The organism is Nonomuraea sp. NPDC049129, from assembly GCF_040648495.1.
Lineage (GTDB): Bacteria > Actinomycetota > Actinomycetes > Streptosporangiales > Streptosporangiaceae > Nonomuraea.
In genome coordinates, this window is sequence record NZ_JBEZDU010000032.1 from 20,909 (window position 1) to 35,777 (window position 14,869).

Here is a 14,869-nt window from a genome sequence, read left to right on the forward strand (position 1 = left end):
TGCCTCGCCCGCGCCTACGGCGAACGGCTCGGGGGGTGGGGGCGGTGAGGGTTCAGGTCGAAGGTGTGACCGCCCAGATGGCGGATGACGCCTCGGTGCTCGATGTCGTGCGCGCGGCAGGCATCGAGTTGCCCACGTTGTGCCACGATGATCGTCTGACTTCGGTCGGCTCGTGCCGTACCTGCCTGGTGAGATCCGGCGGAAGGGTAACGAATATTAAAGATGAATATTCGAATGCTGAGTCCTGTTCCGAGAATTCCGATTCACGAACTGCGGACCAGGTCAAGAGCGCGTCCAAGACGGTCTACAGCAAGCGAGATGAGGCCAGGAGTTTCATCGCCATTGGGTCTCATCTCACCGGCTGGGGGAAAGCTTATGCGGCAAAGCCAGAGAATTCCTCCTCCGGAGGGTGGCAGTGAGCGATCGATATGCCGGTCGGCCTATTCTGGTCGGCTACGACGATTCGCCTGAGAGCGGGCAGGCACTGCGCTGGGCAGTCGAAGAGGCGCGGCTGCGGAGGCTCCCCCTACTGGTCTGCCATGTCTGGCACTGGCCATACGCCCTCAGGCCTGTCGCGCCGGAAGTTTTGGCGCAGATCGAGCAGGTCGCCGGCGGCGTGGTGGACGATGGTGTCCGCCGTGCCCGGAACCTGGCTCCGGCCCCTCCCATCACCGGGCAGCCAGGAGATCCGGGTCGTGGTCGGTGGATTCGCACGCGCTGCGCAGGGGAGCCGAGGCTCGCTTCCATGAAGTCGCATCCCAACTGGCGCGCAGACATCCCGACGTACCGGTCACGACGGAATTCGTGATCGAGCGGCCCCAGCGCGCACTGATCGACTCAGCCAAAGATGCGACGCTCCTCGTGCTCGGCAACCGGGGGAACGAGTCACCCACCTGCCTTCTGCTGGGACCGGTCACCCAGACCGCACTGCTCGAAGCCTGGTGCCCGGTCGTGGTGATCCCCACCGCCAATCTGAGACCGCGACTCCCACCGAGATGAACCGCGCCGGCACGTCGTCCTGCCGACCATGCCCAGGACCCGTAATCGGCTGGTCACCTACGTCGTCCACGGCGAGCGCGACGCCGCCACTGTGCCCCAGATCGGCTTACCGGCGTTGCGGCTCTCGGCGACCGAGGTCGAACATGGATCTCTCCTTCCGGCTACCTCGGCCGGCGGTCCGCCGCCTTCGCCTTCGTGCCGGTCGATGGACGCTTGGCCACCCTTCGCGGCCGGGCACCCTTGGGACGCAGCGGTGTGACCGCCGGCAGGGCGGGGTTTGGGCGGTAAGCGAGGCTCAGCGCTTGGAGTTCGTTCTCGATGGTGCGGGCGAGCGGCTCGACCTCGGGCGCCCCGTCGTAGTCGCCGGTGACGCCGAAAGCGACCTGATCACCGTACGTGCAGATCGACACGCCGGTACGCAGCCGCAAGGCGATCGGGACGTACGGGAGGATCTCCAGTACCCGCCGGCCGAGCAGGTACAGCGGCTCGGGCGGCCCGGGCACGTTGGTGGTGACCGTGACGATGTGGCGCTGCGGCAGGTGCGCGGCCAGCCGCAACCCCCAGGAGATGGGCGGGAACGGCTCGTGCCCGGCCAGTGCGGCCATCGCCTCCGCGACCTGGGCCTGTCCGCTCGCCTTCAACTCGACGAGGTGCTCATGCACGACGCGCAGCCGCTTGACGGGATCGGCCACGTGCACCGGCAGGAACGCCGGCATCAGCGAAACCCGGTTCTCGCGCCCGCCCTCCTCCCCGCGGGCACGTCCCGAGACCGGGACCAGCGAACGCACCGCGCGCGCGTGCGGCTCCTCACCGCGCTGGAGCAGCAGGTGGCGGAAACCGCCGCTGATCGCGGACAGTGCCACGTCGTCGAAGGTGGTGTCCGCCCGTTGGGCGATCTTCTTGACGTCGGTCAGCGACGCGCGGGCCACGGCGTAACGCCGGTACGCACTGATCGGGCCGGTCAGGGTGGAGGCGTTCGCGGGCCGCAGCGCGCCGGTCAGAGCGATCAGACCACGCGCGGTTTCCGCGACGCGCCGGATGGTGGCGCGTGGTGCGGCCAGCGCCCTGCCGATCATGCGCGCCTGTTCGACCGGATTGAGGAGCAGGTCGCGCAGCGCGCCGGCGGCCAGGATCAGAGTGGACGGCTCGGGGTCCGGAGGCCGCACGTCCTGCGGTGGCTCCACCCCGCCTGCGGGCGACCTGTCGAAGATCGCCTGGTTGGGGTGCGTGCCGGACACTCCGTCGGCCAGGCAAGGGTGTACCTTCGACAACAGCGCCCACCGGCCGCCGGACAAGCCTTCGATCACCCAGTACTCCCACAAGGGCCGGGCTCGATCGAGTCGCTGCGACATGATGTCGCCGATCCGCTCGTGGAGCACCGGGTCGTCCCCCGGTGGGGCAAGGGCCACCCGCCGGACGTGATAGGTCAGATCGAACGCGGGGTCGTCCGCCCAGACCGGCGAGCCGAGGTCGAGCGGCACCTGGCGAGCCTTCTGGTGATAGCGCGGCATCAGCCGAAGCCTGGTTCCCATGGCCGTGAGGAACTTCTCCGTGGCGGGCGCAGGTCCTTCGAAGACGACAATCGATGCGGTCGCCAGGGACACCTCGGGTTCCTCGTCTTCGAGATCCAGGAATACCGCATTCAGCGGGCTCATGTGATCGGCCATGACCGTCTCCACCTCTGCACGTGTCGATGTGCCCCCAGCGTCGTCCCGTGCCGGCGCGGCGGTCAGGGCACAAGGTCCCCGGGCGGCCCGCCGTTGTACCCGATCCGTGAGCGGGTAGGTGCCGACACAGTGCGATGCCCGCCCTCGGGCTGGAGGGTGGGCATCGACGGGCCCGCTACTTGAGGTACGGGTTGCGCTGGACGATGGGAAGCTTGCCGAGTCCGAGGGTGGTGCCGGCGCCTGCGAGGGCGAGGCCGACCAGGACGATGGCGTAGACGATGTGTTCGTCCATGAAGGGGTTGTTGGCCAGGGGTAGTTCGGCGGCCCACATGAGGACCAGCATGAGGCTGCCAGTGATGGCGGCGATCCGGAGGCCGACGCCGAGGATGAGTGCGGCGCCGATGCCGAGCAGGCCGAGCATGAACAGCCAGTCCACCCAGGGCTGTCCGGCCAGGCCGGAGAACAAGCCGCCGAGCGCGTTCTCGCCGGTCCCCTTGAGGAAGCCGGTGGTGGGGCTGCCGCCGGAGATCCAGGCGCGGTTGGCCGGGGTGGCGAAGCCCCAGCCGAAGGTCTTGTCCAGAAACGCCCACAGGAAGATCCAGCCGATCGAGATCCGGGCGATCGCCCAGACATAATCGACCGGGCGGGTGGCGCTGTCCCTCGTGTCGACGTTCATGGGGGTTGAACGTGTGGTGGCCATGACGGCCCCCTTTCAGTGCGGATTGGCTGCTCTTCTCACACCTCGATCACACCGTCTCCGGTGATCGGCGGGCAGTGCCGTACGACCCGCCATGGCGGGACTTTCGGCACTTCGTACGGCGACGCCGGTCTCGGGGAGATCCGCACCGTCATCGCAGCGCCCATACGGACCAAGGACCGGGCGCCCCGGGACTTCCGCCCCTATCGGTCCGGAGCGCAAGGCGGTGGGATCGAGACGACATCCGAAGGAGGGTCCATCATGCGGACCACGGTGCAAGACGTCATGACCGCGCAGGTCGTCTCGGTCAACAGCAGAACGTCGTTCAAGGACATCGCCGAGGCGCTCATAACGCACGGCGTCAGCGCCGTGCCGGTGGTTCACGAGAGCAACTACGTCCTCGGCGTCGTGTCCGAGGCGGACCTGCTGTGCAAGGAGGAGTTCCGCGAACAGTATTACGGCGACGCCTACCAACCGCCGCTGCGCGCACGGCTACGTCATCTGATGGCGCAGGAAGGAGGCAGCCTCCGGCGGAAGGCGGTGGGTGACACGGCCGCCGAGCTCATGACATCGCCCGCGAGATCCGCGAAGAGGTTCTGGAGGGCTCGTTGTGCATGGAGACCTCAGGCGTTGCCGTACACGTCGACCGGGGTGTGGTAACACTGAGCGGCTGGATGGACCGACGCGGCGAAACCATGCTCGCGACACGCATGGCCCACCGCGTCAATGGCGTCGTCGACATCATCGACAAGCTGACCGTCGGCGAGCTGCTTGCCGGATCTGGACGGTCAGGCGGGCCGCTGGATGCGCCGGCCGGTGGCCTCCACCGTGGTGATGACGATGAAGTGGTCGGGGCTGCGTGTCCACGGCGTCAGCCGCAGGCTTTCCAGCCGGGCGATCTGTGCAGGATCGTCGGCTACACGAGCCAGCCCCACGACGGTGACCGACCAGCCCGTGCGCTCCACTGAGTCGAAGTCGTCCACCTCGAGGCCACAACCGCATGGCGTGTGGCGGCGGCCAGCTTAGAACCGGCCGCCGTGCGGATGACGATGTCCTCCCCGTCCAGGCAGAAGTTGACCGGTTGCACGGCCGGCAGGGCGCTGTCGGTGAAGACGATCCGCCCGATCGGGCGGGTGGGCAGCAGGCGCATGCACTCCTCGTGGGAGAGCACCTGCAGGCCGGCCGAGTCGAGTTTCATACCGTCAGCCTGTCAGCACCCTACCTGACGGGTTAGGGACCAAAGTCCCGTGACGGCTGCCGATCGCCCTCGGCGGTGGCGACCGTAGACCGCCTGACTCGCCTGCCCGGCGAGTACCGGAGTACGCGCGTGGCCTACTCGCACCAGCGCCGCCGCGGCGGCCTGGCACCGAATGCCTCTCGGACGAAAGCCGCCGAACCTGAGAAGGGCTCGGAGGAGCGAACTCGTCATCTCAGGGAAACCGCTGTGCTGAATAGGGGCTTTGGCCCCTTTCTTGTGGTGGGCTGAACCGGTTAGCGTCGGAGCATGATTCGGGTGTTCCTCGTTGACGATCATGAGGTGGTACGGCGGGGCGTGGCCGCCCTGCTGGACGCCGAGGACGACATAGAGGTGATCGGCGAGGCCGGGACCGCGGAGTCGGCGATCGCCCGCATCCCGGCGCTCAAGCCGGACGTGGCGGTGCTGGACGTCCGGCTGCCCGACGGCAACGGCGTGGACGTGTGCCGCGAGGCCCGGTCCAGGCTGCCGCGGCTGGCGTGCCTGATGCTGACCTCCTACGCCGACGACGACGCGCTGTTCGAGGCGGTGATGGCGGGCGCCGCCGGGTACGTGCTCAAGCAGATCCACGGCTCCGACCTGGTCGGCGCCGTACGCACCGTCGCCTCGGGGCAGTCGCTGCTCGATCCGCAGACCACCGCGGCGATGCTGCACCGGCTTCGGGAGCAGGCCGCCAGGAGGGACCCGCTGGCGGCGCTGTCGGAGCAGGAGCGCAACATCCTCGACCTGATCGGCGAAGGGCTGACCAACCGGCAGATCGGCGAGCGGATGTTCCTGGCCGAGAAGACGGTCAAGAACTACGTGTCCAACCTGCTGTCCAAACTCGACATGCAACGCCGTACCCAGGCGGCGGCACTCTCGGCACGGCTGCGGGCGGATCGGCGCGACTGACGGGCCTTCGTCCTCAGTGCGACGGCGAATCTGAGCGCATCAGAGAGGAACACTCCAGCGAAGAGCGGTCCCCCCGGCCTCTGGAGAGATGACGTCGAAGGACCCCCCGAGCGCGGTGGCACGCTCCTGCAGGTTGCGCAGGCCGCTTCGCCTGCCACCGGCGGGCAGTCCGACGCCGTTGTCCTGAACGGCCAGCGTGAGAACGTCATCCGCCACTTCGACGGAAACATCAGCTTGGGAGGCCTTGGCGTGGCGGACCAGGTTGGACAGCGCTTCGCGCAGGACGGCCAGCAGATGCTCGGCGACGGGTTCAGGCACGCGGTTGTCGAGCTGGCCCTCCATCAGCAGGCCCGGCATGAAGCCGAGATGGCCACGAGCCGATTCCACCAACTCCACGATCTGCGCGCGCAGGCTCGGCCCGCCCGTCTCGCGCGACCCCTGCAGGGCGAAGATGGTCGAACGGATCTGCCGGATGGTCTCGTCCAGTTCGTCGATCGCATGCCGCATCCGGCTCGACACCTCGGGATTGTCCACCAGCCGGACGGTGCTCATCAGCGTCATCGCGATCGCGAACAGCCGCTGAATGACCACGTCGTGCAGATCCTTGGCGATACGGTCGCGATCTTCGAGCAGGCCGAGGCGTTCGGCGTCCCGGCGGGCTTCGGCCAACTCCAGCGCGATGGCGGCCTGCCCGGCGAAGGCCTCCAGCATGCGCAGGTCCGCCGCGCTGAACGGCAACCGGCCCGACCGTTTCGCCACCGCCACCACACCACGTACCTTCTCCCCTACGCCCAAGGGCATCAGCAGTTCGGGGCCGAAGCCCAAATGACGCAACGGTGAGTTCGTCTCGTTCAGGTCCTGCGCGGACACCGCCTCGCCACGGGTGTAAACCTGACCGGCCGCGGTGGCCTCCAGATCGAAGGTCAGGCCCGCCACCTGATCGGCGTGCTCGCCATCGACGTACTCCACCACCAGGGACCGGCCACCCGCCTCCGGCATGAGGATCTTCACGAGGTCGGCGTCGCTCATCTGGCGGGCGCGGGCCGCCATCAGGGTGAGCACCTCGTGCGGGTCGGCCCCGGACAGCAGGCTGGTGGTGACCTCGGAGGAGGCCTGCAGCCAGGTCTCGCGCCGCCGGGTCTCCTCGAACAGCCGGGCGTTCTCCACCGCGACACCGGCGGCGGTGGCCAGCGCGATGACGATCGCTTCATCCTCCTCATCGAACTCGCCGCCGCCGCGCTTCTCGGTCAGATACAGGTTGCCGAACACCTCGTCGCGCACCCGTACGGGCACGCCGAGAAAGGTGCCCATCGGCGGGTGCCCGGGAGGGAAGCCGTAGGACTCGGGATGATCGGAGATACGGCCGAGGCGCAGCGGCCGGGCATCCTTGATCAGCAGCCCGAGCAGGCCGAGCCCGTGCGGCCAGTGCTCGATGCGAGCGATCTCCTCCTCGCTCAACCCGACCGGGATGAACTGCAGGAGCGTGTTCTCCTGCCCGACCACGCCCAGCGCACCATAACTGGCGTCCACCAACTCGGTCGCGGTCTCTACGATCCGGCGCAGCACCGTCTCCAGATCCAGGTCGCTGCCCACCGACACGACGGCTTCCAGCAGCGCGTGCACCCTGTCGCGGGTGGCCAGCACGGCATTCAGCCGCACCTGCAGCTCGGCCAGCAACTCATCCAGCCGCATATTCGGCATCAACGGGCGATGCTCGCCTTCCATCATAAAGATCAGTGTTACACCGAGACGCGCCCACGACCATCACCCACGGGTCGATAAGCGCTCGGCTCCTACTCCAGCATGTCGGACAGTGGCCGCCGGACGGATTCCTTGTCGTCGAAGGTGATGCCCAGCCGCATGATCATCTGTGGGTACTCCTGCGAGCACAGCTCCTGCCTGAGGAACTCGCGCAGGTGGTACATCTCCAGCGCCTGGGTGTGGAAGGCGGCGCTGACACCGTAGGCGGAGGCGTGCAGAAGGACGCTCTGCAATGCCTGTCCCGTCGCGATCCATTCCTGCCGGGTGTCGCCCGGGGTGGTGAGCAGTGCCACGGCTCCGGTGGCCGTGGAAGCACGCTGATCGGCCTGACTGCCCCAATCATGGCGCCAGGCGTAGTCACGCTGCGGGAAGTCCGGGTCCGTCCGGGCCGCCCGGCGCGGGTAGCCCTCGGCCGGCACCCCGTCCTTGCGGGCACTGCCCGGCGGCCGCGCCCAGCGGATCACCTCCAGGCTGAGCACCCGATCCTGCGACTGCGCCGCCTGCGCCGCCTGGGTGAGCGCCGCGATGATGCCCACCGCGGCCACCGAGCCGACCGGCGTCAGCCTGGCCCCCTCACACCTCGCGTCCTTGACCAGCCCTTCGACCAGCCGCTCAGGCACGGGCAGATCGGTGAACCCCGCCCTGTGAGTCCGGCGCCGCTCGATCTCCCCGCCGAGCGCCCGCGTGTCATCATCGGCCTCCACCTCCGCTCCCAGCCTGATCGTGGCCAGCAGCGAGGGACGGTCCGGGTCCGGCAGCACACGCACGGACGGCTCATAACCCGCACATCGCAGCGCCGTACGGACGGTGAAAAGGGCGGCCCCGCAACTGATCAGCAACTCCCTGCCGGCACTGTCGCCGATGAGCAGCTTCCTGGCGGTGTCGGCCCGCAAACTGATCTCCTCACCATGCACGCCGAAAGACCAGGGCTGCGTGTTGTGCACGGAAGGAGCCCAGCGTGCGGCCTGCAACGCCGCCTGGATGGCACGCTCCCGATGCTGTGCCGTATGAGTGACGACCATGACAGCACCTCCACTCGGTGATGACACCAGCGCATCACATCGGCAAGGCGGCCGGGCAGGGCCGAAGGTCCCGCCCCATTAGAGGCATCAGCCCTCGTTGAACGCTCGCCGCGGACCCGATGGCCGGGACCTTCGGCACGAAGGCCGAGGCCGTACGGCACTGCCGGAGGGCGCGGCACCTGCGGCAGCGTGGGTGGCGGGAGGTGCGTCGTGTCCCCATCACTCGCCGCCGAACTCGGCGTCAGGCGGCTGCTCATCGCAGCCGGTCAGGCGCCTTCCGTGCACAACACCCAGCCGTGGCGCTTCGCCGTGTCCGGTGAGGAGATCAGTTTGCCGCGGCGCTCACCACTCCCGGCGATCGACCGCTCGATCATCCGACTCGCTTATGGCCCGTACGGGGCCCGTCCACCGCGTCGCCCGGCCGGCGAACTGGAGACCCACCATGCCTGACGGCTATGACGTGCTGTTGCGTGACGGCGGCATCGCCCACGTGCGCCCACTTCTCCCCACCGACCGCCAAGCCCTGCACAGGCTGGTGGACCGCTCCTCGGAACGGTCGGCCTACCTGCGTTTCTTCACCGGCGGCCGCAACACCGCCCACTCCTATATGGACCGCATCACCGCGGAGAAGTACGACGGTCACGCGCTGGTGGCCACCATGCGAGGGCGGCTGGTCGCCGTCGCCGAATACATCCCCGCCCGGGACGGCAGCGCCGACCTGGCGATCCTCCTGGACGACGCCGTACACGGCCACGGGCTCGGCACGCTGCTGCTGGAGCACGTGGCTCTGGAGGCGGGCGGTCATGGCGTACGCGAACTGGTGGCCGACGTGCTCGCCGAGAACCGGCCGATGATCAATGTCCTGCGCGATCTCGGCCTGGACATGACGCGGCACTGCGATGGCGGCACGCTGCACCTCAGCATCGCCTCACGACCGACGGCACGGTTGGCGGCGGGCGTCGAGGCGCGTGATCACGAGGCCGAGCGGGCCTCGCTGACCCGCGTGCTGGAACCGCGGTCCGTGGCGGTGATCGGCGCCGGGCGCGACCCGTCAGGCGTGGGACACCGGGTGCTGCGCAACCTGATCGACGGCGGCTTCGGCGGGCCGCTCTTCCCGGTCAACCCCAACGCGGCCGTGGTGGCCGGGTTGACCTGCCACGCGAGGGTTCCCGATGGCGTAGATCTGGCCGTCGTGGCCGTTCCCGCCAGACATGTGCTGGAGGTGGCCCGTGACTGCGCCGAGGCGGGAGTGGCCGGGCTCGTCGTGCTGACGTCCGGGTTCGCCGAGAGCGGGCAGGGCGACGTGGAGGCGGACCTGCTGAAGATCTGCCGCACCGCCGGGATGCGGCTGGTCGGCCCGAACTGCCTGGGCATCGTCAACACCGCCGTCCGCCTCAATGCCAGCTTCCTGCCGCGCTCCCCCGCCGCCGGCCGCGTCGCGCTGATGTCGCAATCGGGTGCGGTGGGCGCCGCGCTGCTGGAACGGCTGGAGGTCTCGTCGTTCGTCTCGGTCGGCAACAAGGCCGACGTCAGCGGCAACGACCTGCTGGAGTACTGGGAGGACGACGAGCACACCGACGTGATCGCGCTCTACCTGGAGTCGTTCGGCAACCCGCGCAAGTTCGCCCGCATCGCCCGCCGCGTCGCGGCCAAGAAGCCGATCCTGCTGGTCAAGAGCGGCCGCTCGGGCGCGGGCGACCGGGCTGTCCGCTCGCACACCGCGGCGGCGGCCACTCCGGACGTGGCGGTGGACGCGCTCGCCCGCGCCTGCGGGGTGATCAGGCTCGACAGCGTGCGCGACCTGATCGACACCGCCCGGCTGCTGGCCTGCCAGCCCCTCCCCAAGGGTCGCCGCGTGGCGATCGTCGGCAACTCCGGCGGGCCGGAGGCGATGGCCGCCGACGCCTGCGAGCGGCACGGTCTGGTCGTACCCGAGCTGCCCTCTGGGCTGCTGGCGGCCCGCACCGCCGCCGCGCTCGGCAATCCCGTGGACCTCACCGCCGACGCGACCGCCGACGAGATCGGTGGAGCTGTCAAGGCGCTCGTCGAGGCTTCCGACGTGGACGTGGTGCTCATCATCTACACCCCGCCGTTCGGCTCCGGTCTGGAGGAGACCCGTCAGGCCATCGCCGCCGCGACCAAGGACGCCGCCACAACCGTGCTGGCCTGCGTCGTCGGCCATGACGGGCTGATCGACGGCCGGGTTCCCGCCTACGCGTTCCCGGAGCAGGCCGTCGAGGCGCTCGCCCACGTAGTGCGCTACGCCGAATGGCGGGCGCGCCCGGCCGTGCCCGCCGCCGAACCTCCGTCCGTCGACACCGCCGCCGCACGGCAGATCGTCCACGCCGAGCTGGCCCTGGCCCCGGACGGCCGCTGGCTCTCCCCCACAGCCGCTCTCCGGCTGCTCGCCTGCTACGGCCTGAGCCTGGTGGAGTCCGCGGATGTGAGCGGGCCGGATGACGCCGCCGAGGCCGCCGTCCGTCTCGGGCTGCCGGCCGTACTCAAGGCCGCAGGTCCCGTGCACAAGAGCGACGTCGGCGGCGTCCGCCTGAACCTGCGGACAGCCGAGGAGGTACGGCAGGCGTATCACGAAATGTCGTCACGCATCGGCTCGGAGATGACCGGCGCGGTCCTCCAGCCGATGCTGCCCGGTGGGGTCGAGATCATCATCGGCGGCGTCAACTACCCTGCGTTCGGGCCGCTGGTCATGGTCGGGATGGGCGGTGTGACCGCGGAACTGCTGGCCGACCGCGCCTTCCGGGTCCCTCCGGTCACCGACGCCGCCGAGATGATCGAGGAGCTGCGCTGCTCGCCGCTGCTGCACGGCTACCGCGGCTCGCCGCTCGTCAGGGTGGATGCCCTGGCCGACCAGCTCGTACGGGTGAGCAAGCTGCTCGAAGACCTGCCCGAGGTGGCCGAGCTCGACCTGAACCCGGTCATCGTCACGGCCGACCGCGTCACGACGGTGGACGTGCGGATCAGGATCGCGCCCTGCGCTCCGCCGCAGTCTCCGCTGCTGCGCCGCCTGCGCTGACCAACGACCACCCCGTTCGGGACTTACGGCCCTACCAGGCGCACTGCCGCAGGGCTGTGCTGAAGGTATGACAGCAGCGGACGAGAAGGGCTGAGCCGTGAAGCGCAGGACCGTCGCCGACGTGATGACCGCCAAGGTCGTCACCGTTACGGCGAAGACCCCGTTCAAGGCCATCGCCGAGACCCTGATCGCCGGCGGCATCAGCGCCGTCCCGGTGGTCGACGACGACGGCCACGTCATCGGCATGGTGTCGGAGGCCGACCTGCTCCGCAAGGAGGAGTTCCGCGAGCAGTTCTACCGCGAGGGCTACCAGCCCCCGCTGCGCGCCCGGCTGCGCCACCCCAAAGGCAGGAAGAAGACCGCCGGTGACATCGCCGCCGAGGTGCGCGAGGACATCCTCGACCGAGGGCTGTGGGTGGACACCTCCGCCGACCACATCGCCGACGTGCTCGCCCGCACTGTGCCCGGCATCGTCCGGGTCAGACACCTGAGGTGATCGCCATGAGAACGACCGTCGCGGACGTGATGACCACCGACGTCACCGCCGTCAACCACAAAGCCTCCTTCCGCACCGTCGCCGACCTGCTCATCAGCAAAGCCGTCAGCGGCGTGCCCGTACTCGACGACGACAACCACGTGCTCGGCGTCGTATCCGAGGCCGACCTGCTGGCCAAGGAGGAATTCAAAGAGCTCTACTACGACGACGCCTACCGGCCGCCACTACGCGCCCGCATCCGCCACGCCATGGGCAGCGAGGGCACCGGCTCCTACAAGGCGCTCGGCGAGACCGCCGGCGAGCTGATGACCGCGTCCGCCCACGTCACCACACCCGGCTCCCCCGTCGTGGCGGCCGCCCGGCTGATGGACCGCTATGGCGTCAAGCGCCTGCCCGTCGTCGACGCGGACGGCAGGCTAGTCGGCATCGTCAGCCGCCGTGACCTGCTCAAGGTCTTCCTCCGCGCCGACGAGGAGATCCGGACGCTGGTACTGGCCGGGATCCCGACCAGCGCCATGTGGACCGACCCAAAGGGCCTGGACGTCGAGGTGACCGAAGGCGTCGTCACCCTGAACGGGATCGTCAGCAGGCACACCGAAGCCATCGCCGCCGTCCGCATGGCCGAGAGCATCGACGGCGTCGTCGCCGTCCACGACGAGCTCACCTGGAAGCACGACGACGTCATCGAAGTCCCGATGTGGGGCGGCGCCTGATCGGCGTCGATCTCACTGACGTAAGGAGCACTGATGGACGTACTCAGTCAGGTCGATGCGTACTGGCGCGCGGCGAACTACCTGTCGGTGGGCCAGATATACCTGCTGGACAATCCGCTGCTGACGGAGCGGCTGCTCCCTGAGCACATCAAACCGCGCCTGCTGGGTCATTGGGGCACCACACCGGGCCTGAACTTCTGCTTCGCCCACCTCAACCGGATCATCCGCGAACGCGACCAGGACATGATCTACATCGCCGGCCCCGGCCACGGCGGCCCCGCAGCAGTAGCGCACGCCTGGCTGGAGGGCACCTACTCCGAGCGCTACCCGGACATCTCCCAGGACGCGGCCGGGATGCAACGGCTGTTCCGGCAGTTCTCCTTCCCCGGCGGCATCCCGAGCCATGTCGCGCCGGAGACACCCGGCTCCATCCACGAGGGCGGCGAGCTGGGCTACTCCCTCGCGCACGCCTACGGAGCCGCCTTCGACAACCCCGAACTGGTCGTGGCCTGCGTCATCGGCGACGGCGAGGCCGAGACCGGACCACTGGCCGCGAGCTGGCATTCCAACAAGCTCCTCGACCCATCCCGCGACGGCGCGGTGCTGCCGATCCTGCACCTGAACGGCTACAAGATCGCCAACCCGACCGTCCTGGCCCGGATCCCGGAGAACGACCTGCTCAAGCTCATGGAGGGGTACGGCTACCGCCCCCACCTGGTCGGCCCCGACCACCAGGAGATGGCCACCACCCTCGACACCGTCTTCGACCAGATCGCCGAGTACAAACAGCGCCGATCCGACCGCCTCCCCATGATCATCCTGCGCACGCCCAAGGGCTGGACCGGGCCCCGCGTCGTGGACGGCCTGCCGGTGGAGGGCACCTGGCGCGCCCATCAGGTGCCGCTGGCCAAGGTACGGGAGAACCCCGAGCACCTGGCGATGCTGGAGGAATGGATGCGCTCCTACCGGCCCGAGGAACTGTTCGACGACGACGGCCGGCCGGTGGCCTCCATCCGGGAGACGGTGCCGCCGGGCGACCGCAGGATGAGCGCCAACCCGCACACCAACGGCGGCGAACTGCTCGAACCTCTCAGGCTGCCGGACTTCCGCGAGCACGCGGTGGAAGTCAAGTCGCCCGCTACCCAGTTCAGCGAACCCACCCGAGTGCTGGGCGGGCTGCTGCGTGATGTGATCGCCGCCAATCCGCGTACCTTCCGGCTGATGGGCCCGGACGAGACCGCGTCCAATCGCCTGTCGGCCGTGTTCGAGGCCACCGACCGGGCCTGGAACGCCCGCCTCGAGCCGACCGACGAGAACCTGGCCCCCGGCGGCCGGGTGATGGAGGTGCTGAGCGAGCACCTGTGCCAGGGGTGGCTGGAGGGCTACCTGCTGACCGGGCGGCACGGCCTGTTCAACTGCTACGAGGCGTTCATCCACATCATCGACGCGATGTTCAACCAGCACGCCAAGTGGCTGGAAACAGCGAAAGGCATCCCGTGGCGCCTGCCGGTGGCATCGCTGAACTACCTGCTGTCCTCGCACGTCTGGCGCCAGGACCACAACGGCTTCTCCCACCAGGACCCCGGCTTCCTCGACGTCGTGATCAACAAGAAGGCCAGCGTGGTGCGCGTCTACCTGCCCCCGGACGCCAACACCCTGCTGTCGGTCGGCGACCACTGCCTGCGCTCGCGCGACTACGTCAACGTCATCGTGGCCGGCAAGCAGCCGATCCTCGACCTGTTCACCATGAACGAGGCCATCGCCCACTGCACCCGCGGCCTGGGCATCCTGCCCTGGGCCTCCACCGACGAGGGCACCGATCCCGACGTGGTGCTGGCCTGCGCCGGTGACATCCCCACCCTGGAAACCCTGGCCGCCGCCGCCCTGCTCCGCGAGCACCTGCCCGAACTACGCGTCCGCGTCATCAACGTGGTCGACCTGATGCGCCTGCAACCACCCTCAGAACACCCGCACGGCCTGCCGGACAACGAATACGACACCCTGTTCACCACCGACAAGCCGGTCATCTTCAACTTCCACGGCTATCCCTCACTCATCCACCGCCTCACCTACCGCCGCCACGGCCACGCCCACATGCACGTCCGCGGCTACAAGGAGGAAGGCACCACCACCACACCCTTCGACATGGCCATGCTCAACGACATCGACCGCTACCATCTGGTCACCGATGTGATCGACCGCACCCCGGGGCTCGGCAGCAGTGCGGCTCACCTCCGCCAGTTGATGACGGACACGCGCCTGCGCGCCCGCGCCCACACGCGTGAACACGGCGAGGACGCGCCCGAAATCAGCGAGTGGACGTGGCCGGCCTGA

At 68.9% G+C, this 14,869-nt stretch carries 16 protein-coding genes; 11 read left to right on the forward strand and 5 right to left on the reverse strand.

The window, feature by feature from the left end; genetic code table 11:
* Positions 1-44: 44 nt before the first annotated feature.
* From AB0B64_RS52330 to AB0B64_RS52340, 3 genes are read left to right on the forward strand one after another with little or no spacing between them, the layout of a single operon-like run.
* On the forward strand, positions 45-419 hold the full coding sequence (locus tag AB0B64_RS52330; RefSeq protein ID WP_357952166.1) for a 2Fe-2S iron-sulfur cluster-binding protein: 375 nt from the start codon (positions 45-47) through the stop codon (positions 417-419).
* Positions 416-808: a universal stress protein gene (locus AB0B64_RS52335; protein ID WP_358199224.1), complete on the forward strand. Its 393-nt coding sequence runs from the start codon at positions 416-418 to the stop codon at positions 806-808. Before AB0B64_RS52330 ends, AB0B64_RS52335 begins: the two co-directional genes overlap by 4 nt.
* The gene (locus AB0B64_RS52340) at positions 703-999 is read left to right on the forward strand and encodes a universal stress protein (protein ID WP_358199237.1); all 297 of its coding nucleotides are present in this window, start codon (positions 703-705) and stop codon (positions 997-999) included. Before AB0B64_RS52335 ends, AB0B64_RS52340 begins: the two co-directional genes overlap by 106 nt.
* 161 nt (positions 1,000-1,160) lie before the next feature.
* On the opposite strand, the gene AB0B64_RS52345 is transcribed toward AB0B64_RS52340, so the two are convergent.
* Both AB0B64_RS52345 and AB0B64_RS52350 read right to left on the reverse strand, forming a co-directional pair.
* Positions 1,161-2,666: a wax ester/triacylglycerol synthase family O-acyltransferase gene (locus AB0B64_RS52345; protein ID WP_357952165.1), complete on the reverse strand. Its 1,506-nt coding sequence runs from the start codon at positions 2,664-2,666 to the stop codon at positions 1,161-1,163.
* A 175-nt stretch (positions 2,667-2,841) separates the two neighbouring features.
* On the reverse strand, positions 2,842-3,366 hold the full coding sequence (locus AB0B64_RS52350; protein ID WP_225302604.1) for a hypothetical protein: 525 nt from the start codon (positions 3,364-3,366) through the stop codon (positions 2,842-2,844).
* A gap of 258 nt (positions 3,367-3,624) precedes the next feature.
* Between AB0B64_RS52350 and AB0B64_RS52355 the strand changes: the two genes are divergently transcribed.
* Together AB0B64_RS52355 and AB0B64_RS52360 are read left to right on the forward strand one after the other, a co-directional pair.
* A complete protein-coding gene (locus tag AB0B64_RS52355; protein WP_357952163.1) occupies positions 3,625-4,023 on the forward strand; it encodes a CBS domain-containing protein in 399 nt (132 codons plus the stop codon).
* The gene (locus AB0B64_RS52360; RefSeq protein ID WP_358199266.1) at positions 3,978-4,331 is read left to right on the forward strand and encodes a BON domain-containing protein; all 354 of its coding nucleotides are present in this window, start codon (positions 3,978-3,980) and stop codon (positions 4,329-4,331) included. Before AB0B64_RS52355 ends, AB0B64_RS52360 begins: the two co-directional genes overlap by 46 nt.
* Here the strand turns inward: AB0B64_RS52360 and AB0B64_RS52365 are convergent.
* Positions 4,280-4,561: a pyridoxamine 5'-phosphate oxidase family protein gene (locus AB0B64_RS52365; protein WP_358199275.1), complete on the reverse strand. Its 282-nt coding sequence runs from the start codon at positions 4,559-4,561 to the stop codon at positions 4,280-4,282. The two genes, AB0B64_RS52360 and AB0B64_RS52365, sit on opposite strands and share 52 nt — an antisense overlap.
* A gap of 306 nt (positions 4,562-4,867) precedes the next feature.
* Between AB0B64_RS52365 and AB0B64_RS52370 the strand changes: the two genes are divergently transcribed.
* Positions 4,868-5,509: a response regulator transcription factor gene (locus tag AB0B64_RS52370; protein WP_357952161.1), complete on the forward strand. Its 642-nt coding sequence runs from the start codon at positions 4,868-4,870 to the stop codon at positions 5,507-5,509.
* A gap of 39 nt (positions 5,510-5,548) precedes the next feature.
* On the opposite strand, the gene AB0B64_RS52375 is transcribed toward AB0B64_RS52370, so the two are convergent.
* Both AB0B64_RS52375 and AB0B64_RS52380 read right to left on the reverse strand, forming a co-directional pair.
* Positions 5,549-7,201: a GAF domain-containing protein gene (locus tag AB0B64_RS52375; protein WP_357952160.1), complete on the reverse strand. Its 1,653-nt coding sequence runs from the start codon at positions 7,199-7,201 to the stop codon at positions 5,549-5,551.
* Positions 7,202-7,302: 101 nt separating this feature from the next.
* Positions 7,303-8,292: a nitroreductase family protein gene (locus tag AB0B64_RS52380; RefSeq protein WP_358199297.1), complete on the reverse strand. Its 990-nt coding sequence runs from the start codon at positions 8,290-8,292 to the stop codon at positions 7,303-7,305.
* A gap of 210 nt (positions 8,293-8,502) precedes the next feature.
* Here AB0B64_RS52380 and AB0B64_RS52385 point away from each other — a divergent pair, with 210 nt between their 5' ends.
* The 5 genes from AB0B64_RS52385 (at position 8,503) to AB0B64_RS52405 (ending at position 14,869) form a co-directional block, all read left to right on the forward strand.
* Positions 8,503-8,742 carry a hypothetical protein gene (locus AB0B64_RS52385; RefSeq protein WP_358199304.1) on the forward strand — a complete coding sequence of 80 codons (240 nt, stop codon included), beginning with the start codon at positions 8,503-8,505 and terminating at the stop codon, positions 8,740-8,742.
* Positions 8,735-11,326 (forward strand): GNAT family N-acetyltransferase, encoded by a 2,592-nt coding sequence (locus AB0B64_RS52390; RefSeq protein WP_358199316.1) that lies wholly within the window; start codon positions 8,735-8,737, stop codon positions 11,324-11,326. The genes AB0B64_RS52385 and AB0B64_RS52390 overlap by 8 nt, the downstream gene beginning before the upstream one ends.
* A 97-nt stretch (positions 11,327-11,423) precedes the next feature.
* Positions 11,424-11,822 (forward strand): CBS domain-containing protein, encoded by a 399-nt coding sequence (locus AB0B64_RS52395; RefSeq protein ID WP_358199330.1) that lies wholly within the window; start codon positions 11,424-11,426, stop codon positions 11,820-11,822.
* Between the two features lie 5 nt (positions 11,823-11,827).
* Positions 11,828-12,535 carry a CBS domain-containing protein gene (locus AB0B64_RS52400; RefSeq protein ID WP_358199338.1) on the forward strand — a complete coding sequence of 236 codons (708 nt, stop codon included), beginning with the start codon at positions 11,828-11,830 and terminating at the stop codon, positions 12,533-12,535.
* A 33-nt stretch (positions 12,536-12,568) separates the two neighbouring features.
* The gene (locus AB0B64_RS52405) at positions 12,569-14,869 is read left to right on the forward strand and encodes a phosphoketolase family protein (RefSeq protein ID WP_358199345.1); all 2,301 of its coding nucleotides are present in this window, start codon (positions 12,569-12,571) and stop codon (positions 14,867-14,869) included.

Bases quoted from the DNA above. Each gene is read 5' to 3' on its own strand.
- AB0B64_RS52345 (WP_357952165.1), bottom strand. From the start codon at position 2,666: ATGGCCGATCACATGAGCCCGCTGAATGCGGTATTCCTGGATCTCGAA.
- AB0B64_RS52350 (WP_225302604.1), bottom strand. From the start codon at position 3,366: ATGGCCACCACACGTTCAACCCCCATGAACGTCGACACGAGGGACAGC.
- AB0B64_RS52355 (WP_357952163.1), top strand. From the start codon at position 3,625: ATGCGGACCACGGTGCAAGACGTCATGACCGCGCAGGTCGTCTCGGTC.
- AB0B64_RS52360 (WP_358199266.1), top strand. From the start codon at position 3,978: ATGGAGACCTCAGGCGTTGCCGTACACGTCGACCGGGGTGTGGTAACA.
- AB0B64_RS52365 (WP_358199275.1), bottom strand. From the start codon at position 4,561: ATGAAACTCGACTCGGCCGGCCTGCAGGTGCTCTCCCACGAGGAGTGC.
- AB0B64_RS52370 (WP_357952161.1), top strand. From the start codon at position 4,868: ATGATTCGGGTGTTCCTCGTTGACGATCATGAGGTGGTACGGCGGGGC.
- AB0B64_RS52375 (WP_357952160.1), bottom strand. From the start codon at position 7,201: ATGCGGCTGGATGAGTTGCTGGCCGAGCTGCAGGTGCGGCTGAATGCC.
- AB0B64_RS52380 (WP_358199297.1), bottom strand. From the start codon at position 8,292: ATGGTCGTCACTCATACGGCACAGCATCGGGAGCGTGCCATCCAGGCG.
- AB0B64_RS52390 (WP_358199316.1), top strand. From the start codon at position 8,735: ATGCCTGACGGCTATGACGTGCTGTTGCGTGACGGCGGCATCGCCCAC.
- AB0B64_RS52400 (WP_358199338.1), top strand. From the start codon at position 11,828: ATGAGAACGACCGTCGCGGACGTGATGACCACCGACGTCACCGCCGTC.
- AB0B64_RS52405 (WP_358199345.1), top strand. From the start codon at position 12,569: ATGGACGTACTCAGTCAGGTCGATGCGTACTGGCGCGCGGCGAACTAC.